The sequence below is a fragment of the Roseomonas gilardii subsp. gilardii genome (assembly GCF_023078375.1).
Lineage (GTDB): Bacteria > Pseudomonadota > Alphaproteobacteria > Acetobacterales > Acetobacteraceae > Roseomonas > Roseomonas gilardii.
Genome location: NZ_CP095554.1, coordinates 117364 through 140465 on the forward strand (window position 1 = coordinate 117364; position 23102 = coordinate 140465).

The following is a 23102-nucleotide window of genomic DNA, read 5'->3' on the forward strand; positions in this document are numbered from 1 at the left end:
ACCCAGCGGCGTGGCGGGGCGGCCCGCCACCCTGCCTTCCCTACTGGGCCTGCCGTGAGATCACGGCCAGGGCGGCGGCGCTGACGCTCACCTGGCCCAGGACCTGCGTGATGTCGCGGATGAAGCCCCAGGTCTCGTAGGGGCTGGGGTCCTGCGGCACCACCACGAGGCTGCCCGGCGGCACCGGCGGCCCGCCGCCCTGCCAGGAGCCGATGCCCGCCGGCACGGACTGCCCGTTGGGCAGCACCACGAAGGCGCGGCCGGCATCGGCGAAGCGCTGCTCGCCCCCCGCCGCGCGGACATAGTCCACCGCCTTCTTCCCCGTGGCGAACTGCACGCTGCCGGGGTTCAGCACCGCCCCCACCACCGTCACCTCGTTCGGCCGCTTGGGAATGGCGATCAGGTCGCCCGGCTCCAGCAGCGTGTCCAGCTCCGGCCGGGCCGCGAGGATCGCCGGATTGGCCTCCACCGACATGCGCCCCGCCGCCTTGGCCTCCCGTAGGGCGGAGGCCATCTGCCGCCCGGCGGTGATGGCGCCGCCGAGGTCGCCGCTGGCCCGGCTGCCCGCCACCGCCTGCCCGGCCGCGACCTGGAGCAGGCTGGATTCCAGTTCCCGCGCCGTGCGCTCGAAACCGTCCTGCTGACGCTGCCGCACGCTTTCCCGCGTGAAGACGGCGCCATAGGGATAGGCCTGCGGCGTCAGCCCCCCGGCGCGGCCGATCAGCTCCGACAGCCGCTCGCCCCGCCGGATGTCATAGGTGCCGGGCCGCACGAATTCCCCCACCAGCGTGACCGAGCCGATCTCCCGGTCGCCGAAGCCGCGCGGGATGCGGATGCCGTCGCGCGGCGACAGGCGCACGGCGGCGAAGTTGCGCGAGCGCAGGTCGAGCCGCAGCCGGGTCAGCGGCACGGCCCCGGCCTGGTCCAGCGGCTCGCGCGAGAATTCCACGGCGGCGAGGTCCGCCGTCTCCCCCACATTCCCCGCCGCCGCCAGCACCTGGTCCAGCCCGGTATCCTCCAGCACGGGATAAAGGCCGGGCAGCCCCACCTCCCCGCCCAGCAGCACGCTCTGGTCCAGCAGGAAGGGCAGCAGGGACGGATAGTCCACGAAGACCTGCGGGCAGGGCGGGTTGCCGAGATCCGGGAAGCCCGCGCCGCGCGCATGGGCATAGCGCATCGGGCTGCCCTTCGCCGCCACGGCCAGGGATTGCAGCGCCGGACAGTCCGGCTGCGCCGGTACCGAGGCGGGCAGCCCGGCGGAGACGGCGGTGTTGGCGGTGGGGCCGCCATCGGGCGGGCGCTGGGCGGTGCCGGCCGAGACCGTGACCGGCACCAGCAGCGGGGTGGGCATCTCGCCGCGCAGGGCGCGCTGCACCGGGGGCGAGGAGAGCCAGAGGATGTCGCTCTGCGCCAGGATGATCACCTCGTCGGATTCGGCGAGGGACAGGTTGGCCTGCCCCTGCAGCACCCGGCCCAGGTCGAAGCCGATGAAGCGCCGCACCCGCGTCTGCGGGTCCACCCGCCAGACCACGCCCAGGCGCACATAGGGGTCGGGCCTGATCTGCCGCGAATCGGCCAGGAGCTGGTGCAGGGAGAAGCCCGCCTTGCCATAGCCGCCGCCGGCCGAACGCATCACCGGCACCGCCACATGCCCGGCCAGCCGCAGCGCGTTGGCGGAAACGTCCGCCCCCGGCTGCACCAGCACCGCGTCGCCCCGGCGCAGCGGCGCGGCGGGGGCGATCTCGGCATAGGCCCGCCGCCCCCCGGCATCCGTGCCGAGGAGCAGGAAGCGGTTGCCGGAGGGGCGCAGCGCCTCCCCCGCCAGGCGCAGCACCTGGGCCAGCGGCTGCTGCGCCGCGCCGGGCGGCAGTTCGTAGATCCCGGGGCGCGTCACCTCACCCGCCACCGCCACCACCCCGCCCAGCGGCGGCACCACCACGCGCTCGCCCTCCCGCAGCGACAGGTCCGGCGTGGCCCCGGTGCCGGCGATGGCGCCGTAGAGATCGACGATCCGCGCCCCGCCCGGCCCCTCGACCCGGATGGCGCGCAGCGAACCGGTGCGGCGCACTCCGCCCGCCAGGCTGAGCGCATCGAGCACGCTGGTCAGCGCCGGCAGGGTCTGCAGGCCGGGGCGCATCACCTCCCCCGCCACGAAGACCGCGATCTGCCGCGTCTGGCCGAGGGAGACATAGGCCTCCGACCCGCCCAGCTCCCGGGCCACCCGCGCCTCGATCTCGGCACGCAGCTCGCCCAGGCTGCGCCCGGCGGCAGGGATGGGAGCGAGGTCGGGCAGGGTCAGCATCCCGTCCCGCCCCACCCGCAGGGTGTAGGAGGTCCGCACCCGCCCCCGCACCGCGATGATCACCTCGTCGTCGCGGCCGAGCAGGTAGCTGTCCGGGATGGCACCGGTGGTCAGGCCCGGCATCGCCGCCTGGCGGAAACTGTCATAGCCGAACTGGCGCAGCGGCGGCTGCTGCTCCGGCAGGCGGGCGGCAAAGAAGCTCTCGGTGTTGGACAGCGGTTCCGGCGGTGGCGTCATGCCGGGAAAGGACCCGCTGGCGAAGGCCCCGGCGGGGAAGGCACCGGCCGCGGCGGGGGGCATCGCGAGGGCGGGCGCGGCCGGCGGCAGGGGCGCCGGGGGCGCGAGGGTGGTGGTGGTGCGGCCGGAGGCAGCGTCCAGCAGGCGCTGCACCAGGTCCCCCTGGGTCCCGCCCGCCAGCCCGCCGGACAGGCCGTTGGCCAGGGCACTCGGCAAGGACTGCCCGCCGGGCAGGGTGGAAGGCAGCGAGGGCGGCATCAGCAGGTTCGACTGCGCCCGGGCCGCCGGAGTGGCGAAGACCACCAGAACTGTCAGAAGCGGGGCCGCGAACGGGAAGGGCGACCGGATGTGGTGCGATCCGGAGGGGTGAAGGAGGCTCAATCTGACGTATTCCCGATTCGGCGCGCACGGCCTTGACGGCCAGGGTCATTCCTTGATTTCGATTTACAACTTTAGATGATCATTAATCATTCTCACAACAATTTTAGGTTGCCCAGACAAGACCTGTATGGCCTCCCAAGCGCCTCCCTCCCGCCACCGTGCTGCTGCGCCTTGATGCCGCCTGGCGCCTCGGGGCTTGGCCGGTGGCCCTGCTGCTGCGCCACCGGCTGCGTCTGGCGACCGGCCTGGCGCGCCGTGCCCTGCCCGACCTCCCGGCCGCCGAGGGCCCCTTCCTGCCCACCGGCCATCCCCCGGTTCCGGCGGCTCTGGCGGCGGAAACGCTGCCCGTGCTGATGGCGGTGGCGGAACTCCCGCCACCGGGGCCGGAATCCCCTGCCGCTTCCCATGGCCCCTTCGCGCCCCGGACGCATGGGCTCTCGCTCGACCTCTTCGCGGCCGGGGATGTGCGGCCGGTCTGGGAGGCCAACCGGCTGGGGGAGATCCCGCTCCTCGCCCTGGCGCACCGGCTCGACCCGCAGGGCGGCCACCGCGACCGGGCCGAGGCGAGGCTCACCGCCTGGTGCCGCGCCAACCCGCCCTTCCGCGGGCCGAACTGGGCCTGCGGACAGGAGGCGGCGCTGCGCGCCCTGCACCTCGCCCTGGCCCATGCCCTGCTGGGCGGCGAGGCGGCCAGCCCGGGGCTGCGGGGGCTGCTGGCCCAGCACCGCCAGCGCATCGCCGCCACCCGCCGCTATGCCGAGGCGCAGGACAACAACCACACGGTCAGCGAGCCCGCCGGCCTCTTCGCCTGCGACCTGCTGCTGGGCGAGGACCCCGCCCCCGCCATGGCCCGGCTTTCCGCCGCGCTGGACCGGCTGGTGGCGCCGGATGGTGGCTTCGCCCAGGTCTCGACGGGCTATCATCGCCTGCTGCTGGACGTGCTCTCCACCGCCGAATGGCTGCGGCGCAGCTACGGGGCCTTGCCCTTCCCGCCGCCCTTCGCCGCCCGCGCCGCCGCCGCCAGCCGTTGGCTCGCCCGGCTGCTGGACCGTGGCAGCGGCGCCCTGCCGCGCCTCGGGCATCAGGACGGCTCTCATGTCGCGGACCTGTCGCTGGGCGGGCCGGGCGATGCGCGCGGCAGCGTCGAGCGCGCCGCGCGGCTCTTCCTGGGCGCCTCGGCCGGGGTGGCGGGTGATCCGGGCTGCCTCTGGCTCGGCCTGCCGCCCGCCCCGGTGCCACGGCCCGAGGCGCGCTGGCAGGCCAGCGGCAGCCGTGGCTGGACGATCGGCCGCGCCCGCGCCCTGCTGCGTACCGGCCCGCTGGAGTTCCGCCCCGGGCATTCGGACCTGCTGAACCTCGACCTCTGGGACGGGCCGGTGAACCTGCTGCGCGACGGCGGCACGCTGTCCTACAACCCTGCCCCCGAATGGCGGGTGGTGGCGCTGGGGCTGGAGGATGCCGCGGGCCACAACGCCATCCTCTTCGACGATGCGGAGCCGATGCCCCGCGCCGGGCGCTTCCTGCGCGCGCGCTGGAGCCGGAGCGGGCTGCTGGCGGATGGCGCCTGGGCCTGCGACCGGCGCGGCAACCGGCAAGACCGGCGCGTGCTGGGCCTGGGCCGCCGCTGGAGCGTGCTGGATGAACTGTCCGGCCCCTTTCAACAGGTCACGCTGCGCTGGCGGCTGGCCCCCGCCGCCTGGGAGCGCAGCCCCCAGGGCGTCATCTCCCCACTGGGCCGCATCGCCGTCTCGGCGGATGTGCCGCTCGGCATCGCGCTCACCGAGGGGTGGGAGGCCCCCCGCTATGGCGAGGCGCGCCTCGTTCCCGTTCTGGAACTGCGCGCCCGGGCACCGGTCTCGCGCATCCTGACGGTGATCCGCCTGCCGGTCTGATCCGGCCAGGAGGCGCGGCCGGGATGCCGTGTCCCGTTTCAATCCTGGGTTGAACATTCCGTTCACAAACTCGATACTTGCGCGAAGTCACGCTGGGCCAGGGAATGCCGCTTCCGGAACTGTTGCGCGCCCTCTGGCTCTGGCGCTGGAGGGTCCTGGGAACCTGGCTCGTGCTGCTGGCGGCCGGTGTCACGCTGGTCCTGACCTGGCCGCGCCAGTATGTGGCGGAGGCGGTGGTGACGCCCGCCGAGACCACCGGCCTCGCGGTCTCCACGCTGATCCAGGCCAATGCGGTGCTGCAGGCCGGCGGTCTGCTGGACAATCGCTCGGGCGGGAATTTCGCGGTGTATCTCGCGCTGCTGCGCTCACCGGAGGCGGTGGCGATGCTGATGCGCGACACGGCCCTGCCCGCCTGGATCACCGAGCAGCGCGCCAGCGGCCCGATGGGCCTGTTGCGGCAATGGCTCGACCTGCGGATCGAGAGCAATGCCGACGACCTGCAGACCTGGCTGGAGCGGAACTTCGCCGTCACCCAGTCGCTGCAGACGGTGACGGTGACGCTGGACCTGCCGCATCCCGACCGCGCCATGGCGCTCGACGCACTGGCCCGCCTGCATGCCTTCGCCGAGGACAAGGTCCGGGCGGACCTCGCCAGCCTGACCCGGAACCGTATCGCGCAACTGGAGGAAAGGCTGAGCCGGGAGCGGGACGTCTTCACCCGCACGCCGCTCTACGACCTCCTGGCACAGCACCAGCGCGCCGGGCTCGCACTGCTGACCGACGAGGCGGTGGCGGCGCGGCTGGTCTCCGCCCCCAGCGTGCCGCTCGCCCCCACCCTGCCGAACCGGCCGCTGCTGATCGCGCTGCTGCTGGTGACGGTGCCGCTGGCGGTCCTGCTGGGCGCGGCCTGCCTCGTCCTGCTGCGCCAGGCGCTGCCCGCCGCCAGCCCGGACAGCCGCATGGTGCTGCCGCCCCTGCCACCCGTCGCCCTGCCGCCGGATCTGCGCGGCGGGCAGCCGGGCCACGAGCCGGTAGGCCAGAGCGGGCACGGGAACGGTCCACCGGACGGTCCGCTGGGCGATCCGTTTCCCGCCTCCTCCGGTCTCCCTCCGGGCGCGGCGGCCGGTCCCTATCCCACCGCCCATCCGGCTCCCCCGCGGGCCACGGGAACAGCCGCCGCGCCGCCCCTCGACCGGCGCCGGGGGCATCCGGGTTTCGCGCCGGTGCCGCGCCCGCCCGCCCCGGCGCCGGAGGGCTGAGCCCGGTGCCGCGTCCCGATGCCGCCGCGCCCGGCTCGCTGGCCGGGATGGCCGCGGCGGTGCTGTTCCTGGCCGGGGCGCTGAAATCCGTGCCGCAGACCGCCGCCCTGCCGGACATCACCCTGCTGTCCGCCGGGGCCCTGGCGGTCACCTTCCCCTGGCTCCTGGCCTCCCGCCGCTGGACGGTGCTGCGTCCGGTGGCGCTGCCGCTCGCCGCCGCGGGGGCGCTCTGGCTCTGGATGGTGCTGGCCGCGACCTGGAGCAGTTCGGCGGAGATCCTGGCGCAGAAGTTGCCGGAGGCGGTCCTGCTCGGCCCCGCCATGCTCGCGACGGGCATGGCGACCGGGGCGGATGCGGCGGCCCGGCGATGGCTGGTGGCCACGGCGATGCTGACCGGCCCCTTCGTCGCGGCGGGCGTGGCCTGGGGCCTCGCCTCGGGTGAGGTCGTGCTCGGCGGCCTGGTCGGGGCCACGGATGCGACGCGGGTGCAGTACCAGCTCGCCGGGCTCGCCATGGCCTGCGGCGCCGGGCTGGCGGCGGTGCGGCTGGTGGAGGCGGGCCGGGCCGGGCGGGTGGCCTGGGCGCTGCTGCTGCTGGGCCTCGCCCTGGGGGCGCTGCTGCCGGGCGGGCGGGCGGCGCTGCTCTCGCTGGGCGTGGCGGTCACTCTGGCCCCGGCGGCACGGCTCTGGACCGGCCGCCGCCCGCTGGCCGCCGCAGGCTGGATCGGCGCGATGGTCCTGGCCGGGGGGCTCGGCCTGGGCCTGCTCTATGCCGATCCCGGCCGCAGCCAGGGCCTGCGCACGCTGGAACGCTTCACCGGAGAGGGCATCGCCGCCTCGGCCCGCCCCGTGCTCTGGTTGGCAGCGCTGGACTGGGCCGGGGCCTCCATGCCGCTCGGCCTCGGTGCCGGGGGCTTCACCGTCGCCGCTGGCTATGGCGAGCGGCGCGGCATGTATCCGCACAACCACGCGCTGGAGGCCCTGGCCGAGGAAGGCCCGCTCGGCCTGCTGCTCTGGCTCGGCGCCTTCGGGGGCGGCGCGGCGGTGGTCCTCGTCCGGCTCCTCGCCCTGCCGGAGGATCTGGAGCCCGAGCGGGTGGGGCGGATCGTGGCGCTGGTGATCCCGGTGGCGATCGGCGCCATGGTTTCCACCGATCTGGGCAACCGCATGGTCTGGTTCGCGCTGGGCCTCGCCCTGTCGCTGGGCATCAGGGCGCAGCGTGCCTGAGCCAGGGAAAGGGGCATCCGGACCGGAGGAAGGCCTCTATGCCAGGCGCCTGAAGCGCGGGCTCGACCTTGCGGGCGCGGCGCTGATGCTGGTGCTGCTCGCGCCGCTGCTGCTCGGCACCGCGTTCGCCGTCGCCCTGGCCTTTGGCCGCCCGGTGCTGTTCCGGCAGTGCCGCGCCGGCTGGCGGGGGCAGGTCTTCACCATCCTCAAGCTCCGCTCGATGCGCGACCCCGCCTGGCCGGGCGAACCCGATTCGGCGCGGCTCACCCGCTTCGGACGCTGCCTGCGTGCCAGCGGGCTGGATGAGCTGCCGCAACTGGTGAACATCCTGCGCGGCGAGATGAGCCTCGTCGGGCCCCGTCCCCTGCCGCCCGCCTATACCCCCCTCTACACGGCGCGGCAGGCCCGCCGCCTCGCCGTCCGGCCCGGCCTGCTCGGCCCGGTGACGGCGCGCGGCCGCAACGCCCTGCCGTGGGGGGAGCGGCTGGAATGGGACGCCCACTATGTCGCCCGCGTCACCCTGGCGGGCGACATCGCCATCATCCTCGCCAGCCTGACGCTGCTGCTGCGCGGGCGGGGCGCCACGGCGCCCGGCCATGCCAGCAGCCCCGCCTTCACCGGCGCCTGCCTCGGCACGCCCCCCACCGGCCCGTCCGCGCCGCCCGTGGCGGGGGCGGAGAGCATGGCGCCACGCTGATGCAGCGCCGCAACATTCTTTTCGCGAAGGCGATTTCAGCCTCCGGCCTCATATCTTAAGTTGCAATTCACGATATATTTACAACCCTGAACGCCGGAATCGCCTGGCTGGCCGAGGGATGTCCAGAATGAACAGGACAGCATGGGTATGGATGTGAGCGCCGCCGGGGAGACAGCGCTCCTGTCCTTCTCCGACACGCTGTTCAGCCCGCCCGGACCGATCCGGCATACCGTCCCGCCGCCTCCCCTTTCGCCCGCCCGCATCCATCTCTCCCCGCCGCAGCTTTGCGGGGAGGAGGAACAGGCGCTGCGCGAGACGCTGGCCAGCGGCTGGCTCGCCCCCGCCGGCCCCGCCCTGCCGGCCTTCGAGGCCGCCATCGCCGCCTGCACCGGCTTCCGCCATGTCGCCGCCCTCGCCTCCGGCACGGCAGCGCTGCATCTCGGCTACCGGCTGCTTGGCCTCGAACCCGGTGATGAGGTCTGGACCAGCACCCTGACCTTCGTGGCCACGGTGGCGCCCGCGGCGCAGATGGGCGCGCGCCTGGGCTTCCTCGATGTTTCCCCGGAAAGCTGGACGCTGGACCCGGAGCGGCTGCGCGAGGCCCTGGCCCGCGCGGCCCGGCAGGGCCGCCTGCCGCGCGTGGTGGTGCCGGTGGACCTTTACGGGCAATGCGCCGACCTCGCCGCGATCACGGAGATCTGCACCCGCTGGGGCGTGCCGGTGCTGAGCGACAGCGCCGAGGCGCTGGGGGCCTTGCAGCACGGGCGTTCCGCCGGGCGGGGGGCGCGGCTGGCGGCCTTTTCCTTCAACGGTAACAAGATCGTCACCGGCGGCGGCGGCGGTGCCCTGGCCTCGGATGACGGGGCCCTGATTGCCCAGGCCCGCCATCTCGCCACCCAGGCCAAGGAGCCCTCGCCCCATTACCAGCATGAGACCACAGGCTATTCCTACGGCCTGTCCTCGCTGCTGGCGGCGGTCGGCCGGGCGCAGCTCCGGCACCTGGAGGTGCGGGTGGCCCAGCGCCGCGCCGTCTTCGCGCGCTATGCCGCCGGGCTGGCGGGGCTGCCTGGCCTGCGCCTGATGCCGGAACCCGTCTGGAGCCGCTCCTCGCGCTGGCTCACCGCCATGCTGGTCGACCCCGCCGAGGCGGGCACGGACCGCGAGGCCATCCGCCTGGCGCTGGAGGCTGCCTCGGTCGAAAGCCGCCCGGTCTGGAAGCCGCTGCATCTCCAGCCCGCCTTCCGGCAGGCGAGCCATCTTGGCGGCGTCGTCGCCGCCTCGCTCTTCGAGCAGGGCCTCTGCCTGCCCTCCGGCACCATGACCCCGGCGGAGCAGGACCGGGTGATCGGCATCATCCGCGACTGCTTCACGCCCGCCCGCCCCTCGCGCGGGAGGTCCCGGCCGTGACCGTGCCGCTGCGCATCCTCTATCTGCACCAGCACTATTCCGCCCCGGCCGGCAGCACCGCCACGCGCGCCCATGCCATGGCCTCCGGGCTGGCGGCGCGAGGCCACGACGTGACGCTGGCCTGCGGCCGCTATGATGGCGCCGAGACCGGCCTGGAGGGGCACTTCCGCCGGGGCCGGCGGCAGGGGCGCGCCCCCGGACCGGCGGGCTTCGGCATCGTGGAGTTCGACATCCGCTGCGGCAATGCCCAGGGCCGGGCGGAGCGCCTGATGGCCTTCGGGCGCTACGCCGCCGCGGCCTCGGCGCTGGCACTGTCGCGCCCCTGGGATCTGGTGGTCGCCTCCTCCACCCCGCTCACCGTGGCGGTCCCGGCACTGGCCGCGCGCCGCCTGCGCGGCACGCCCTTCGTCTTCGAGATCCGGGACCCCTGGCCCGAACTGCCGCGCGCCATGGGCGAGGCTCCGGGCTGGGCCCTTGCCGGGATGGAGGCCCTGGCCGATGCCGCCTGCCGCCGGGCCTCGGCGGTGATCGGGCTCACCGAGGGCATGGCCGACACGGCACGGGCGCGTGGCACCGATCCCGCGCGGCTGCATGTCGTGCCCAATGGCTGCGACCTCGACCTGTTCGGGCCGCAGCGCGCGCCCTGGCGCCCCGCCTGCGCCGCACCCTGGGAATGCCTCGCGGTCTATGCCGGGGCGCATGGCCGCGCCAACGGGCTCGACGCGCTGCTCGACGCCGCCGCCGAGTTGCGCCTGGCCGGCGAGAACCGCATCCGCATCCTGCTGGTCGGCGAGGGGGGCGAGAAGCCGCGCCTGATCGCCGAGGCTGCCTCCCGGGGGCTGGGCAATGTCAGCTTCCTCGACCCCCTGCCCAAGCCCCGGCTGGCGGCACTGCTGGCCGGGGCGCAGGTGGCGCTGCACTGCCTCGCCCCGGTGCCGGAATTCGCCGAATGGACGGCGCCCAACAAGCTGATGGACGGGCTGGCCGCCGGGCTGCCGGTGGTGACCAACCTCCCCGGCCGCGCCGCGCGGATCGTCGCGGAGGGGCCGAGCGGCATCGCCACCCCGCCGGGTGATGCCCGCGCCCTGGCCGAGGCCCTGGCGCGGCTGGCGGTCCGGCCCGGCCTGCGCGCCGCCATGGGCGCCGCCGCCCGCGCCCAGGCGCAGCGGCGCTGGGACCGGCGGCTGCAGGTCCGGCAGTTCTGCGCGGTGGTGGAGGCGGCGGCGCAGCCCCTGCCACGGCTCGCCCTGGCCCCGGCCTGACGCCATGACCCGCCCCGCCACAGCCTCCCCCGAACTGCACCTTGTGGTCGCAGCCCGGCCGAACCTGCCCAAGATCGCCGCCCTCTGGCATGCCCTGCGGGAGCATCCGGCAGGCGCGCAGCCGGTGATCCTGCACACCGGCCAGCACCACGACGCCGCCATGTTCGGCGACCATCTGGCGGATCTCGGCCTGCCCGCGCCGGATGTCTCCCTGGGCATCGCCGGCGGCACCCATGCCGAGCTGACCGGCCGCACCCTGATGGCCTGCGCCGCTTTCTGGGAAGCGCGCCGCCCCGCCCTCGTGGTGGTGCCCGGCGATGTGGACGGTGCGCTGGCTGCCGCCCTGGCGGCGCGCAAGCTGGGCATCCCCGTGGCGCATCTGGAGGCCGGGCTGCGCTGCGGCGATCACGACATGCCGGAGGAGATCAACCGCCGCGCCATCGACGCGGTGAGCGACCTCCTCTGGGCCCCGGACCAGGAGACGGCGGCCCGCCTCCTGGCCGAGGGACACTCCCCCCGGACGGTCCGGGCGGTGGGCAATGCGATGGTGGACAGCCTCCGCCGCGCCCTGCCCGCCGCCCGTCGGCTGGCTCTCCCCGAGGGACTGCGTCCCGGGGGCTACGGGCTGCTCACCCTGCACCGCCCGGCCAATGTGGACAGCGCCGCCACGCTGGCCACGCTGCTGCGCGCCGCCGGCGAGGCCGCGCGCCGCCTTCCCCTCGTCTGGCCGGTGCACCCGCGCACGGCGGCCCGCCTGGCCGCCCTTAAGGCCACGAAGGAGCTGGAGCTTCCCCCCGGCATCCTACGCCTGCCACCGCTGCGCTACGGCGCCTTCCTGTCGCTGATGGCGCGGGCCCGGCTGGTCGCCACCGACAGCGGCGGGCTGCAGGAGGAAGCGGCGGCGCTGGACCTGCCCTGCCTGACCCTGCGCCCCTCCACCGAGCGGCCGGTGACGCTGCTGTCCGGTGCCAACCGGCTGGTCCGACCGGAGGACCTGCCCGGGGCGGTGGAGGAGGTCCTCGATGGCCGCTGGCCCGCCGCGCGGCCGATCCCGCTCTGGGACGGACAGGCCGGCGCGCGCATGGCCGCGCATCTGCGCGAGGTCCTTCCCGCCCTGGGCGCTCCCCGGGGGATCGCCGCGTGACCGCCCTCTCCCCCACCCCTCTGCACACCGGCGCCGCCAAGGCGGCGGCGCCCCTCGTGGTGATGCTGTCCGCCGCCCATCCGCCGGAGGATGTGCGCGTCGTCGGCAAGGAAGGCGCCGCCCTGGCCGCCGCCGGCTGGCGGGTCTGGCATCTCTGCCCCCAGCCCGCCGCCACGGCTCCCACCCCGGCACGGTCGCGCGGCGTGATCCTCGCACCCTATCGCCGCCGGCCGGGCTGGCGCGGGCGGCTGCTCGGCATTCCCGCCCTGGCCCGCCGCGCCCGCGCCTGCGGGGCGGCGGTGCTGCATGCCTCGGAGCCCGATTCCTGGCTGGCCGCGCTGATGGCCGCGCGCGGCCGTGGCACACGGGTGGTGCTCGATGTCCATGAGCACTACCCCTCGCGCCTCGACCATCGCCTGCCCCGGGCGCTGCGCCCCATCCTGGCGCCCCTGGTGCGGGCGGCGATTCGCCGGGCCTGCCGCGCCATGGCGGCGCGGGCCGATGCGGTGGTGGTCGCCAAGGACGGGCTGGACGAGGATTTCCGCGCCACGCCCCGGCTGGTCGCGGTGCGCAACTATGCCGAACCCCTGCCCCTGGTCCCCCGCCGGCGCGCGCCCGGCCCGCTGGTCCTGGCGCATCTGGGCAGCCTGACCCGCAGCCGCGGCACGGAGGAAATGCTGCGGGCCCTGGCGCTCGGCCCGCCGCAGGCCCGGCTGCGGCTGATCGGCCGCTTCGCCGACGGCAGCGAGGCGGAATTCCTGGCCCTGGCCCGGCGGCTCGGGCTGGAGGACCGGGTGGAGCGGCTGGGCTGGATGCCGCAGCCGGCGGCGCTGGAATGCCTGGCCGGGGCGGATATCGGCCTCGTCCTGTTCCAGCCCGGGGTGGAGAACCACCGCCTCGCCCTGCCGCACAAGCTGTTCGACTGCATGCTGGCCGGACTGCCGGTGATCGCCCCGGATTTCGCCACCGAGGTCGCCACCGTGGTGCGGGACAGCGGCTGCGGCCTGCTGGTGGATACCGCCAGCCCCCGCGCCATCGCGGCGGCGATGGAGGAACTGCGCGACCCCGCCCTGCGGAACCGGATGGGCGCGGCCGGGCGCGCCGCCGCCCTGGGGCGTTACGGCTGGGCTGCGGAAGCCGAACGTCTGACCGGCCTTTACGGGCGCTTGGCCCCTCTCCCCGGGAAGGGCTAGACGAGGATGGATGGCGCCCAGACGCATCCTGCTGAACTTCCTCGTCGACCTCGCCCTGGCGGCGGCGGCCCTGCCGCTCGCCCTGTGGCTCGATGCGCCCGGCAACTGGCCCCCGGCCCCGTGGTGGCCGCCCGCCCTGGCCGGCGGGCTGGCCGCTTTCCTGCTCGGCGCCATTCCGCTGCGCCTGGCCCGGCAGTACTGGCGATTCTCCGGCCTGCCGGACATGCTGGCCGTGCTGACCGCCGCCGTGACCATGGCCGCGCTCTTCTCGCTCGGCCTGTTCCTGGCCGGACCCTTTCCTGGGGGCGCGGCGCATGGATGGGGCCCGCCCAGTATCGCCTTCCCCTTCCTCCATGCCGGCTCGCTGGTCGCCCTGCTGGGCGCGGCGCGCATGGCGGTGCGGATGCGCCATACCCATTACCGGGGTGCCCGCGCCCTGTCGTCCACCGAGGCCCCGGCCCGCACGGTGATGCTGGCGGGGTCGGGCGAGGCCGCCGACCTCTTCCTGCGCGCCCTCTCGGCGCAGCGCATGCCGGGCTTCCGCGTGCTGGGCATCCTGGCTCCCCGGGCACGGCAGGCCGGGCGGCGCATCCTCGGCGTGCCGATCCTGGGCGCGCTGGACGATGCGGACGAGGTGCTGGAGCGGTTGCGGGAACAGAACCGCCTGCCCGCCACGCTGGTCCTGGTGGGCAGCGACGTCTCGGGCAAGGATCTGGAGGCGCTGCTGGACGCGGCCGACCGCCACGGCGTGACGGTGCGCCGTGCCCCGCGCCCCACGGCGCTGGACCCGACGGCGCCGGAGCGGCAGCGCCCGGCCGGCATGGAGCGCCGCATCACCCTGCGCCCGATCGGCATCGAGGAACTGCTGGACCGCCCCCAGGTGCCGCTGGACCGCGACGGCATCGCCCGGCTGGTGCAGGGCCGGCGGGTGCTGGTGACGGGCGCCGGCGGCACCATCGGCGGGGAGCTGGCGCGGCAGGTGGCGGGCCTCGGCCCCGCCATGCTGACGCTGCTGGACCATGGGGAATTCGCCCTCTACTCGATCGACCTGGAACTGGGCGAGCTGCACCCCGGCGTGCCGCGCCGGGCGGTGCTGGCGGATGTGCGCGACGAGACCCGCATCCGGCGGCTGATGGAGGAGACCCGGCCCGAGCTGGTCTTCCACGCCGCGGCGCTGAAGCACGTGCCGATGGTGGAGAACGACCCGGCCGAGGGGCTGCTCACCAATGCCCAGGGCACCCGCATCGTGGCCGATGCGGCCCGGGCGGCGGGGGCGGTCGAGATGGTCTTCATTTCCACCGACAAGGCGGTGAACCCGACCTCGGTGATGGGCGCCGGCAAGCGGCTGGCGGAGATGTACTGCCAGGGCCTCGACATGCAGGCGCGGCAGGCCGCCGCGAACGGGGGCGGCGGCATGCGCTGCGTCACCGTGCGCTTCGGCAACGTGCTGGGCTCCACCGGCTCGGTGGTGCCGCTGTTCCGGCGGCAGCTCGAACGCGGCGGGCCGCTGACCGTCACCCATCCGGACATGCGCCGCTACTTCATGACGGTGCGCGAGGCCGTGGGGCTGGTGCTCCAGGCCAGCGTGGTGGGGGCGGAGGACCGCGCCGACCAGCCGCCGGAGCTGCGCGAGGGCGGGATCTTCGTGCTCGACATGGGCGATCCGGTGAAGATCGTGGACCTCGCCCGCCGCATGATCCGCCTCGCCGGGCTGCGCCCGGAGGAGGATGTGGAGATCCGCTTCACCGGCCTGCGCCCCGGCGAGAAGCTCTACGAGGAGCTGTTCCACGGGCAGGAGCCGCCGAACCCGACGCGCTTCCCCGGCCTGCTGGTGGCCACGCCCCGCACCGCCGATCCGGCGCTGGTGGGCCGGGCGATCGACGAGATCGCCGCCGCCTGCCGCGCCGGCCAGCCCAAGCTGGCGCTGGCGCAGCTTTCGCGCCTGGTGCCGGAATTCGACCACGATCCGCATCACGCGGCGGCGCGGGGGGCCTGACCCCTCCCCGGGCCGCCCGGGCGGCCCCCCTGCCGTGCATCCCGGCATGCGGCGGGCCGATGGAGGCCCGCGATGAACGCCCCCTTCCTGCCCTCCCGCGCCCGCGGCCTGATCCGGCGGCTGGAGGCGCGGCAGGCGCGGATCGGCATGATCGGCCTGGGCTATGCGGGCTTCCCGCTGGCGCTGCGCTATGCCGAGACCGGCTTCCGCGTCACCGGCTTCGACATCGACCCGGACAAGGTGGCGGCGGTGCGGGCCGGGCGCTCGCCGATCCACGGCATCGCCGATTCGCGCGTGGCGGCCGTGGGCATCGAGGCCCAGGCGGAGATGGCCGCCGCCGCCGCCTGCGACGCGCTGGTGATCTGCGTCCCCACCCCGATCGGCCCGCACAAGGAGCCCGACCTCTCCTCCGTGCGCGACACGCTGCGCGCCCTGCGGCCCTTCCTGCGGCCCGGGCAGGCGCTCTCGCTGGAAAGCACGACCTATCCGGGCACCACCGAGGAGCATGTCCTGCCCGTGCTGGACGAGGCCGGGCTGCGGGTCGGGCGTGATGCCTTCTGCATCTACAGCCCCGAGCGCGAGGACCCCGGCAACCCCGAGGGCACGGTGGGCCGCGTGCCCAAGCTGGTGGCCGGCGCCACGCCGACCTGCCGCGCCGTGGGGGAGGCGCTCTACGCCCCGGTGGCGGGCTCGGTGGTACCGGTCTCCTCGCTCGCCGTCGCGGAGCTGGCCAAGTGCTACGAGAACGTCTTCCGCGCCGTGAACATCGGCCTGGTGAACGAGCTCAAGCGCCTCAGCCACGCCATGGCCATCGACGTGCACGAGGTGATCGACGCCGCCGCCACCAAGCCCTTCGGCTTCATGCCCTTCCGCCCCGGCCCCGGCCTGGGCGGCCACTGCATTCCGGTCGATCCCTACTACCTCGCCTGGAAGGCGCGGGAGCTGGGCGTGCCGAGCGACTTCATCGAGCTGGCGGGCCGGGTGAACGACGCCCAGCCGCATTACGTGGTGAACCGCCTGCGCGATGCGCTGGACATGCGCGGCCGCACCCTGCGTGGCGCCCGCGTGCTGCTGCTCGGCCTTGCCTACAAGCCCGACGTGCCGGACACGCGGGAAAGCCCGGCGGTGGAGATCTTCCGCATCCTGGAAGGCCATGGCGCGCATCTCGCCTATCACGACCCGCTGGTGCCGCGCTTCCCGGCGACGCGGCGGCTCTCCGGCACGGCGCCGACGCTCGAAAGCCAGGACCTCACCCCCGCCTTGCTGGCGGAACAGGATGCGGTGGTGATCGTGACCCCGCATCGCGGCATGCCGCTGGATCTCGTGCGCCGCCACGCCCGGCTGGTGGTGGACACGCGCGGCGCCCTGCGCCAGCCCCCCGCCGCCCCCCCGCCCATCCCCTGGCCGGTCACCGGGATGCGGGAGGATCAGGCAGGCTTCCTCGGCCCTGGGTCCGGGAAGCCGGGAGCAAGATTGCCGGGCGACACGAAGGGTGACTTGGCCCCCGGGGGCGGTGGGGCCTACATCCTCCCCGCATAGGGCCGGCCCCGCCGCTCCCCCGCCCATCCCGGCGGCGGCGGCCGGGCGGGCCCGCGCTCACCGAGAACGGGGCCGGGCCGCGAGGCCGGGCCCCCAGCCAGCTGGATTGCCATGACCGCCGCTCCCGAGTCCTCCTCCCGCCCCATCGCCCTCTTCGACATGAAGGCGCAGCAGGCGCTGATCCGTGGCGAGCTGGACCGCCGCATCGCCTCGGTGCTGGATTCCGGCCGCTTCGTGCAGGGGCCGGAGGTGGATGAGCTGGAGAAGCAGCTCGCCCGCTTCGCCGGCTGCAAGCACGCGGTCGGCGTGTCCTCCGGCACCGACGCCCTGCAGATCGCCATGATGGCCGAGGGGATCGGGCGTGGCGACGCCGTCTTCCTGCCCGCCTTCACCTACACCGCCACCGCCGAGGTTCCGCTCGTGCTCGGCGCCACCCCGGTCTTCGTGGATGTGGACCCGCAGAGCTTCAACATCGACATCGCCGACCTGAAGCGCCGCATCGCCGCGGTGAAGGCCGAGGGCAGGCTGCGCCCGCGCGCCGTGGTGGGCGTGGACCTCTTCGGCCTGCCCGCCGACTGGCCGGCCATCGAGGCGATCTGCGCCGAGGAAGGCATGTTCGCCCTCGACGACGCCGCCCAGGCCTTCGGCGCCAGCCTCGACGGCAAGCGCCTGGGCCGCTGGGGTGGCGCGGCGGCGCTCAGCTTCTATCCGACCAAGACGCTGGGCTGTTACGGCGATGGCGGCGCCATCCTGACCGACAGCGACGAGAAGGCCGAGCTCTACCGCTCGCTCCGCACCCATGGCGAGGGCAAGCAGCGCTACGAGGTGCTCCGCACCGGCATGAACGGGCGCCTCGACACGATCCAGGCCGCCATCCTGCTCTGCAAGCTGCCGCTCTTCGAGGAGGAGCTCCGCAGCCGCGCCCGCATCGCCGGCTGGTATGCGGAGCGCCTGGGCAACCGCGTGCAGACCCAGGCACAGCGCCCCGGCGCCGAAAGCGCCTGGGGCCTCTACTCCATCACCCTGCCGGCCGCCGCCGACCGCCCCCGCGTCCAGGAGGCCTGCAAGGCCGCCGGCGTGCCCACCGGCATCTACTACCCGCTGCCCCTGCACCACCAGCCGGCCTATCGCGACCACCACGCCGGCGCCGCCCCCCTGCCGGTCAGCGAGGAACTCTGCACCCGCATCCTCAGCCTGCCGATGCACCCCTACCTCGACGAGTCCCAGGCCGACCGCGTCTGCCACGCCATCCTGTCGGCGCTCTGAAGGGATCGGACCGGGGCCAGAGGGGCCCTGCCCCTCTGGACACCCCGCCCAGGGACGTTGGTCCCTGGGAACCCTACGAGCGCTCCGCGAGGAGGGGGATGGCTGCCGGCGTGCCAATGGCGGCCGCTGTCCCAATCCCCCTTCTCGCGGAACGCTCATGGCGGGGTCTCGGGGGGATACTATCCCCCTGAGCGGAGGGTCCGGGAGGCAGGGCCTCCCGGTTCCCAGGCCAGATCCTCAGAAACCCCGACGCAGGGTGGCGAGGCCGAAGCCGGCCAGGACGAGGCCGGCGAGGCGGTCGATCCAGAGGCGGGCGCGCGGGGTAAGGAGGTGGCGCAGGCGGGTGAGAGCCGCGACCAGCCCGCACCACCAGAGCATCGAGCCGGCGAAGACGCCGAGCACGGTGAGGACGGCCGTGGCCGTGTCGAATCCGCCGCGCGGCGCCAGGGCGGTGAAGATCGCCGCGAACATCAGGATCGTGGGCGGGTTGGTGAGCGTCAGCAGGAGCGCGCTCGCCAACGCGGGCCAGGGCCGCAGCCGCACTGCCTCGGGCGTGGTCCCAGTCCCGGTCTCAGCGGGGCGGCGGCGCCAGCTTCGCAGGCCGAGATAGAGCAGGAACAGCCCGGCGGCGAGGTGCAGCGGCTTCTCCCGCGCCAGCAGGAAGCCGGACAGGCCGGAAAGCCCCAGCGCCGCCACCAGCGCATAGCACGCGTCGCCCAGCGCGATCCCCGCCCCCGTGGCGAGCCCGGCCTGCCAGCCCTGCCCCTCACCTTGCCCCAGGCAGCGGCGCATGCAGAGCAGGCTCATCGGCCCGACCGGCGCGGCGACGGCCAGGCCGAAGCCGGCGGCCTTGAGGAACAAGGGGAGAGAGGCACTAGGTTCCACGCGGAACTCCCGTTCGGCGAAGGCAAAGAAAAAGCCCCGCGACATGGTGTCGGCGGGGCCTGCTGAGGGTTGCGGATGTCGGGTCTCTAGGCGGCGGGTCGTCCCCGGTCGCCGCCCCGCGCCGGATCGTCATCCGGGCGAGGCACACACATCCCCTCGGCGCAGGCCGTGAACGGCTGCGCTTGCAGCGCTTGTCGCGCAATGGGGAGGAGTCGGCTCAACATTCCGCGAACAGGATGGGAGCAACCTTCCCATAACGTCAATGCAATTCCGTGCTGCCCCGCACCATTCCGCGGCCTGCCCGGGTGCCGGGGGGCTCGCACCCATGAGGCACGGCGCTATGCTCCCGCACCGCCATCGCGGAGGGTGTCGCGCCATGCTGGAGATCCGGGACCTGACCCGCCGCTTCGGCAACCGCGTGGCGGTGGATGGCGTCAGCCTCAGCATCCCCGACGGGCAGATGGTGGGGGTGATCGGCCGCTCCGGCGCCGGGAAGTCCACCCTGCTGCGCATGATCAACCGCCTGACCGAACCGAGCGGCGGGCGCATCCTCTTCGACGGGCGCGACGTCACCGCCTTGCACGGCCAGGCGCTGCGCGACTGGCGCACCGACTGCGCCATGGTCTTCCAGCAGTTCAACCTCGTCCCGCGCCTCGACGTGCTGCGCAACGTGCTGGTGGGCCGCCTCAACCGCCGCCCCGGCGCCTGGGGCGCCGTCACCGGCTTCCTCGGCGCCTTCAGCGCGGAGGAACGCGCCCTGGCCCTGGCGACGCTCGACCGCTTCGACCTCGCGGATCTCGCCTTGCAGCGCGCCGACACGCTTTCCGGCGGGCAGCAGCAGCGTGTCGCCATCGCCCGCGCCCTGATGCAGCAGCCGAAGCTCGTCCTGGCCGACGAGCCGATCGCCTCGCTCGATCCGCGCAATGCCGGGGTGGTGATGGCGGCGCTGCGCGACATCAACCGGCGCGACGGGCTGACCGTGCTGGTGAACCTCCACCATATCGAGACGGCGCGGGAATACTGCGGCCGCATCGTGGCGATGCAGGCCGGGCGCGTCGTGTTCGACGGTGCGCCGGACGCCCTGGACGCGGCCCGGCTGCGCGCGATCTACGGGGTGACGGAGCCTCTCGCCGATGCTCCGCTTCCCGCTTGAACGGAAGACGAATGGCATGAGCACGCGACGCAACCTCCTGACCTCGGCCATGGCCCTGCCGCTCCTGGCGCACGCCCTTCCCGCCCGCGCCGAGGACACCCCGCGCCGCACGGCGGATGGCAGTCCCTTCCCCAGTCCCGGCAAGCGCGCCTGGGCGGCGCAGATCCCCACGCTGCGCATCGGCATCTCGGGTGGCGAGAACGAGGCCGACCGGCTCGGTCGCTAACGCCTATCGCAAGCTGCTGGAGGAGACCTTCCAGGTGCCCGTCCGCCTCTACCCGGCGGCGGATTTCGCGGGGGTCGGCCAGGCCATGGCGGCGAAGCAGGTCGAGGTCGCGCAGATGGGCGCCGCCGCCTTCGCCGGCGCCTGGCTCGACACGAATGGCGGGGTGGAGCCTCTGGTGGCGGCGGAGCAGGATGACGGCTCCATCGGCTATATCGCGGTGATGGTGGTGCGCGCGGATTCCGGCATCACCGACATCGCCGGCATGAAGGGCCGGTCCCTCGCCTGGGCCGACCCCAACTCCACCTCCGGCTATTTCGCGCCGCGCGCCGCGCTGCGCGCCCAGGGCATCCCGACCGAGGACGGGAAGTACTTCTCGCACACCGGCTTCGCCGGCGGGCACGAACAGGCCGTGGTGGCGGTGCTGCAACGGCAGTACGACGCCGCCTGCACCTGGGCCTCCGGCCAGGGCGATCCGGCGCAGGGCTATTCCCGCGGCAATCTCCGCGCCATGGTGGACAAGGGCCTGCTGAAGATGAGCGACCTGCGCGTCATCTGGCACTCCGGCCTGATCCCCACCGGCCCCATCGCCGTGCGCGCCGACCTGCCCGAGAGCTTCAGGAACGACCTGCGCGACTTCCTGCTCGCCCTGCCGCGCGTGCATCCGGAGATCTACCAGCAGATCGAGCGCGGCGAGGGCACCGGCTTCCGTACCGTCACCCTCGCCGACTACGAGTTGCCTATCGCCCTGCGGCGCGAGGAGGCGGCCGCGCGCCGCCAGCGCAACTGACGCGGGGCCTTTCCGCGACAGCCCGCCGCATGAGCCCCGCCGCATGAGCACCATCGCATGAGCGGGGCATCCGGCGCCGTGGCGCGCGGCGAGGCCGCCTTCCGTGCCGCCCGGCGGCGGCGCTGGCTGGGCGTCCTGCTGGTTCTGGCCGTGCTGCTGCCCTGCCTCTGGCTGGCCGCCTGGGTCAGCGAGTTCCGCTTCCCCACCCTGGTCGCCGGCTTCCCGCGCATGGGCGACTATTTCCTCCGCACCCTGCCCGACCTGCGCTGGAACAGCCTTTTCGCCGGGGTGAAGACCGAGGGCAGCCTCGCCTACTGGTTCTACCGCCTCGACCGCTGGGCTTGGCTGCTCTTCGAGACGGCGAACATGGCCGCGCTCGCCACCGTGGCGGGCACCCTCCTCGCCCTGCCGCTGGCCTTCCTCGGCGCGCGCAACCTCTCGCCCAACGGCTGGGCCTTCCAGCTCTCGCGGCGCGGGCTGGAGGCGGTGCGGACCGTGCCGGAACTGGTCTTCGCGCTGATCCTGGTCTGGGCCTTCGGCGTCGGCGCGCTGCCGGGCATCATCGCCATCGCCCTGCACACGGCGGGCGCGCTGGGCAAGCTCTTCGCCGAGGCCATCGAGAATGCCGAGATGGGGCCCTGGGAAGGGCTGCGCGCCTCGGGCGCCAACTGGGTGCAGGCCTGCCGCTGGGCGGTGCTGCCACAGGTTGGGCCTTCGCTGCTGTCCTATGTGCTGCTGCGCTTCGAGATCAATGTGCGCGGCGCCAGCGTGATCGGCTTCGTCGGCGCGGGCGGCATCGGGGAGGAGCTCTACACCGTGATCCTCTCCAACTACTACGAGGAGATCAGCGCCATCGTCGTGCTGATCATGCTGACCGTGATGGCCATCGACCTGACCAGCGAGCGCCTACGCCACCGCCTGATCGGGCGCCGCGCATGAGCCCCGGCGAACTCGCCCGCTGGAAGGCGTCGCAGCCCGCCGCCTTCGGCCCCGGCCCGGGCGGCCTCGCGCTGCGCTGGCTCGGCGGCCTCGCCTTCCTCGCTTGGCTGGGCTGGGCGCTGTGGTGGTTCGGCATCTCGCCGCAGCGTCTCTGGAACGGTCTCTGGGGCCTGGGCGTCATCGTCCGGCTGATGATCCCGCCCTCCCCCGGCGCGCTGTGGTGGGACATCCTGCGCGGCATCGGCGAAAGCCTCGCCATGGCCTTCCTCGGCAGCGTCATCGCCGGGACGCTGGCCATCCCGCTCGGCTTCCTCGGCGCGCGCAACGGGCTCACCACCTTCCTGCTGCGCTTCTCGCTGCGCCGGATCTTCGACGGCGTGCGCGGCATCGACCAGCTCATCTGGGCCCTGGCCTTCGTGCGTGCGGTCGGCCTCGGCCCGCTGGCCGGCGTGCTGGCCATCGTCACCTCCGACACCGCCGTGCTCGCCAAGCTCTATGCCGAGGCCATCGAGAATGCCGAGCCGCGCCAGGCCGAGGGTGTCATCGCCGCCGGGGGCTCGCGCCCGATGGCGCTGCGCTGGGGCGTCTGGCCGCAGGTGCTGCCGGTGATGCTGGCCCAGGCGCTCTACTTCTTCGAGAGCAACACCCGCTCCGCCGCGATCCTCGGCGTGGTCGGTGCGGGCGGCATCGGCCTGCAGATCGCCGAGCGCATCAAGGTCCGCAACTGGGACGAGGTGGCCTTCATCATCATCGTCATGGTTCTCGTCGTCGCGGTGATCGACGCCATCTCGGGCCGCATCCGGCGCCGCCTGATCGGCCGGCGGGACGTCACCGCCGCATAGGGCGGGCAGGAACTCCCTGCGCTTTACAGGATTTACCGTTTGAGTACTGGGATAGTAAATCCTGTAACCACTTTACAAGCTTCACTGTGAATCCCGTGTTCCCTCCCGGGCGAGGAGGACGTTCTATGTCCATCGAGAAGTCGTTCTCGGATCACCAGGGAGATCGAAGCCATGTTCATCACCACCAAGACCCAGACCATTCCCTCCGTGTCCCAGTCGCGGGACCTGCCGGGCAGCGCGACTGCCTCCGCCCGGCCGCAGGACGAGAGCGGGTACGATGACGGCCTGGTGCACAACCACGACTGGGCGAATGAGCGCCGCGAGAACGGCCCCGTGGGAATGCGGCCCGAGCGGCTGGTGGCCGACACGTCCAGCGTGCCGACGCCCAGCAGCGCCGTGCACGACGACCTCCACTACAGCTGAGCCGACCGCCCCGCGGCCGCCGCGCGGCAGGACCATCGCACCGGAT

At 74.1% G+C, this 23102-nt stretch carries 19 protein-coding genes; 17 read left to right on the plus strand and 2 right to left on the minus strand.

The features are described 5' to 3' along the window. Positions 1–40: 40 nt before the first annotated feature. Positions 41–2842, minus strand: a complete 2802-nt coding sequence (locus tag MVG78_RS00600) for an SLBB domain-containing protein (protein WP_247557172.1) — start codon at positions 2840–2842, stop codon at positions 41–43. A 236-nt stretch (positions 2843–3078) separates the two neighbouring features. Between MVG78_RS00600 and MVG78_RS00605 the strand changes: the two genes are divergently transcribed. From MVG78_RS00605 to MVG78_RS00655, 11 genes are all read left to right on the plus strand, one after another. Continuing rightward, positions 3079–4812, plus strand: a complete 1734-nt coding sequence (locus tag MVG78_RS00605; protein WP_247557191.1) for a heparinase II/III domain-containing protein — start codon at positions 3079–3081, stop codon at positions 4810–4812. A 77-nt stretch (positions 4813–4889) separates the two neighbouring features. Then, positions 4890–6071, plus strand: coding sequence for a hypothetical protein (locus tag MVG78_RS00610; protein ID WP_247557194.1), 1182 nt, complete (start codon positions 4890–4892; stop codon positions 6069–6071). Positions 6072–6076: 5 nt separating this feature from the next. Next, positions 6077–7297, plus strand: a complete 1221-nt coding sequence (locus MVG78_RS00615) for an O-antigen ligase domain-containing protein (protein WP_247557196.1) — start codon at positions 6077–6079, stop codon at positions 7295–7297. After that, positions 7290–7994, plus strand: coding sequence for a sugar transferase (locus MVG78_RS00620; RefSeq protein WP_247557199.1), 705 nt, complete (start codon positions 7290–7292; stop codon positions 7992–7994). The genes MVG78_RS00615 and MVG78_RS00620 overlap by 8 nt, the downstream gene beginning before the upstream one ends. Positions 7995–8135: 141 nt before the next feature. Beyond that, positions 8136–9401: a DegT/DnrJ/EryC1/StrS family aminotransferase gene (locus MVG78_RS00625; RefSeq protein ID WP_247557217.1), complete on the plus strand. Its 1266-nt coding sequence runs from the start codon at positions 8136–8138 to the stop codon at positions 9399–9401. Beyond that, a complete protein-coding gene (locus MVG78_RS00630; RefSeq protein WP_247557219.1) occupies positions 9398–10663 on the plus strand; it encodes a glycosyltransferase family 4 protein in 1266 nt (421 codons plus the stop codon). Before MVG78_RS00625 ends, MVG78_RS00630 begins: the two co-directional genes overlap by 4 nt. 4 nt (positions 10664–10667) lie before the next feature. Further along, positions 10668–11807, plus strand: coding sequence for a non-hydrolyzing UDP-N-acetylglucosamine 2-epimerase (wecB, locus tag MVG78_RS00635; protein ID WP_247557222.1), 1140 nt, complete (start codon positions 10668–10670; stop codon positions 11805–11807). Next, the gene (locus MVG78_RS00640) at positions 11804–13000 is read left to right on the plus strand and encodes a glycosyltransferase family 4 protein (RefSeq protein ID WP_247557224.1); all 1197 of its coding nucleotides are present in this window, start codon (positions 11804–11806) and stop codon (positions 12998–13000) included. The genes wecB and MVG78_RS00640 overlap by 4 nt, the downstream gene beginning before the upstream one ends. Positions 13001–13010: 10 nt before the next feature. Then, a complete protein-coding gene (locus MVG78_RS00645) occupies positions 13011–14996 on the plus strand; it encodes a polysaccharide biosynthesis protein (protein ID WP_247557227.1) in 1986 nt (661 codons plus the stop codon). A 72-nt stretch (positions 14997–15068) separates the two neighbouring features. Further along, a complete protein-coding gene (locus tag MVG78_RS00650) occupies positions 15069–16535 on the plus strand; it encodes a nucleotide sugar dehydrogenase (protein ID WP_247557246.1) in 1467 nt (488 codons plus the stop codon). A 111-nt stretch (positions 16536–16646) separates the two neighbouring features. Then, positions 16647–17801: a DegT/DnrJ/EryC1/StrS family aminotransferase gene (locus MVG78_RS00655; RefSeq protein ID WP_247557269.1), complete on the plus strand. Its 1155-nt coding sequence runs from the start codon at positions 16647–16649 to the stop codon at positions 17799–17801. 237 nt (positions 17802–18038) lie between these two features. Here the strand turns inward: MVG78_RS00655 and MVG78_RS00660 are convergent, their stop codons facing one another. Then, entirely contained in the window at positions 18039–18731 is a 693-nt protein-coding gene (locus tag MVG78_RS00660; RefSeq protein ID WP_247557271.1) for a LysE family translocator, read from the minus strand. Positions 18732–19062: 331 nt separating this feature from the next. On the opposite strand from MVG78_RS00660, the gene phnC reads away from it, so the two are divergent. The 6 genes from phnC to MVG78_RS00690 all read left to right on the plus strand — a co-directional run bounded on the left by phnC (position 19063) and on the right by MVG78_RS00690 (position 23056). Continuing rightward, a complete protein-coding gene (phnC, locus tag MVG78_RS00665) occupies positions 19063–19839 on the plus strand; it encodes a phosphonate ABC transporter ATP-binding protein (protein ID WP_247557273.1) in 777 nt (258 codons plus the stop codon). 16 nt (positions 19840–19855) lie between these two features. Continuing rightward, positions 19856–20065 (plus strand): hypothetical protein, encoded by a 210-nt coding sequence (locus MVG78_RS00670; RefSeq protein WP_247557275.1) that lies wholly within the window; start codon positions 19856–19858, stop codon positions 20063–20065. After that, positions 20031–20852: a phosphate/phosphite/phosphonate ABC transporter substrate-binding protein gene (gene phnD / locus MVG78_RS00675; RefSeq protein ID WP_247557277.1), complete on the plus strand. Its 822-nt coding sequence runs from the start codon at positions 20031–20033 to the stop codon at positions 20850–20852. Before MVG78_RS00670 ends, phnD begins: the two co-directional genes overlap by 35 nt. Positions 20853–20909: 57 nt before the next feature. Further along, positions 20910–21791 (plus strand): phosphonate ABC transporter, permease protein PhnE, encoded by an 882-nt coding sequence (phnE, locus tag MVG78_RS00680; protein ID WP_247557280.1) that lies wholly within the window; start codon positions 20910–20912, stop codon positions 21789–21791. Then, entirely contained in the window at positions 21788–22633 is an 846-nt protein-coding gene (gene phnE / locus MVG78_RS00685; protein WP_247557283.1) for a phosphonate ABC transporter, permease protein PhnE, read from the plus strand. Before phnE (MVG78_RS00680) ends, phnE (MVG78_RS00685) begins: the two co-directional genes overlap by 4 nt. 171 nt (positions 22634–22804) lie before the next feature. Continuing rightward, positions 22805–23056, plus strand: a complete 252-nt coding sequence (locus MVG78_RS00690) for a hypothetical protein (RefSeq protein ID WP_247557286.1) — start codon at positions 22805–22807, stop codon at positions 23054–23056. Positions 23057–23102 lie beyond the last annotated feature (46 nt).

Bases quoted from the DNA above. Each gene is read 5' to 3' on its own strand.
- phnE (WP_247557283.1), top strand. From the start codon at position 21,788: ATGAGCCCCGGCGAACTCGCCCGCTGGAAGGCGTCGCAGCCCGCCGCC.
- MVG78_RS00690 (WP_247557286.1), top strand. From the start codon at position 22,805: ATGTTCATCACCACCAAGACCCAGACCATTCCCTCCGTGTCCCAGTCG.
- phnE (WP_247557280.1), top strand. From the start codon at position 20,910: ATGAGCGGGGCATCCGGCGCCGTGGCGCGCGGCGAGGCCGCCTTCCGT.
- MVG78_RS00650 (WP_247557246.1), top strand. From the start codon at position 15,069: ATGAACGCCCCCTTCCTGCCCTCCCGCGCCCGCGGCCTGATCCGGCGG.
- MVG78_RS00645 (WP_247557227.1), top strand. From the start codon at position 13,011: ATGGCGCCCAGACGCATCCTGCTGAACTTCCTCGTCGACCTCGCCCTG.
- MVG78_RS00655 (WP_247557269.1), top strand. From the start codon at position 16,647: ATGACCGCCGCTCCCGAGTCCTCCTCCCGCCCCATCGCCCTCTTCGAC.
- wecB (WP_247557222.1), top strand. From the start codon at position 10,668: ATGACCCGCCCCGCCACAGCCTCCCCCGAACTGCACCTTGTGGTCGCA.
- MVG78_RS00660 (WP_247557271.1), bottom strand. From the start codon at position 18,731: ATGTCGCGGGGCTTTTTCTTTGCCTTCGCCGAACGGGAGTTCCGCGTG.
- MVG78_RS00670 (WP_247557275.1), top strand. From the start codon at position 19,856: ATGAGCACGCGACGCAACCTCCTGACCTCGGCCATGGCCCTGCCGCTC.
- phnC (WP_247557273.1), top strand. From the start codon at position 19,063: ATGCTGGAGATCCGGGACCTGACCCGCCGCTTCGGCAACCGCGTGGCG.
- MVG78_RS00625 (WP_247557217.1), top strand. From the start codon at position 8,136: ATGGGTATGGATGTGAGCGCCGCCGGGGAGACAGCGCTCCTGTCCTTC.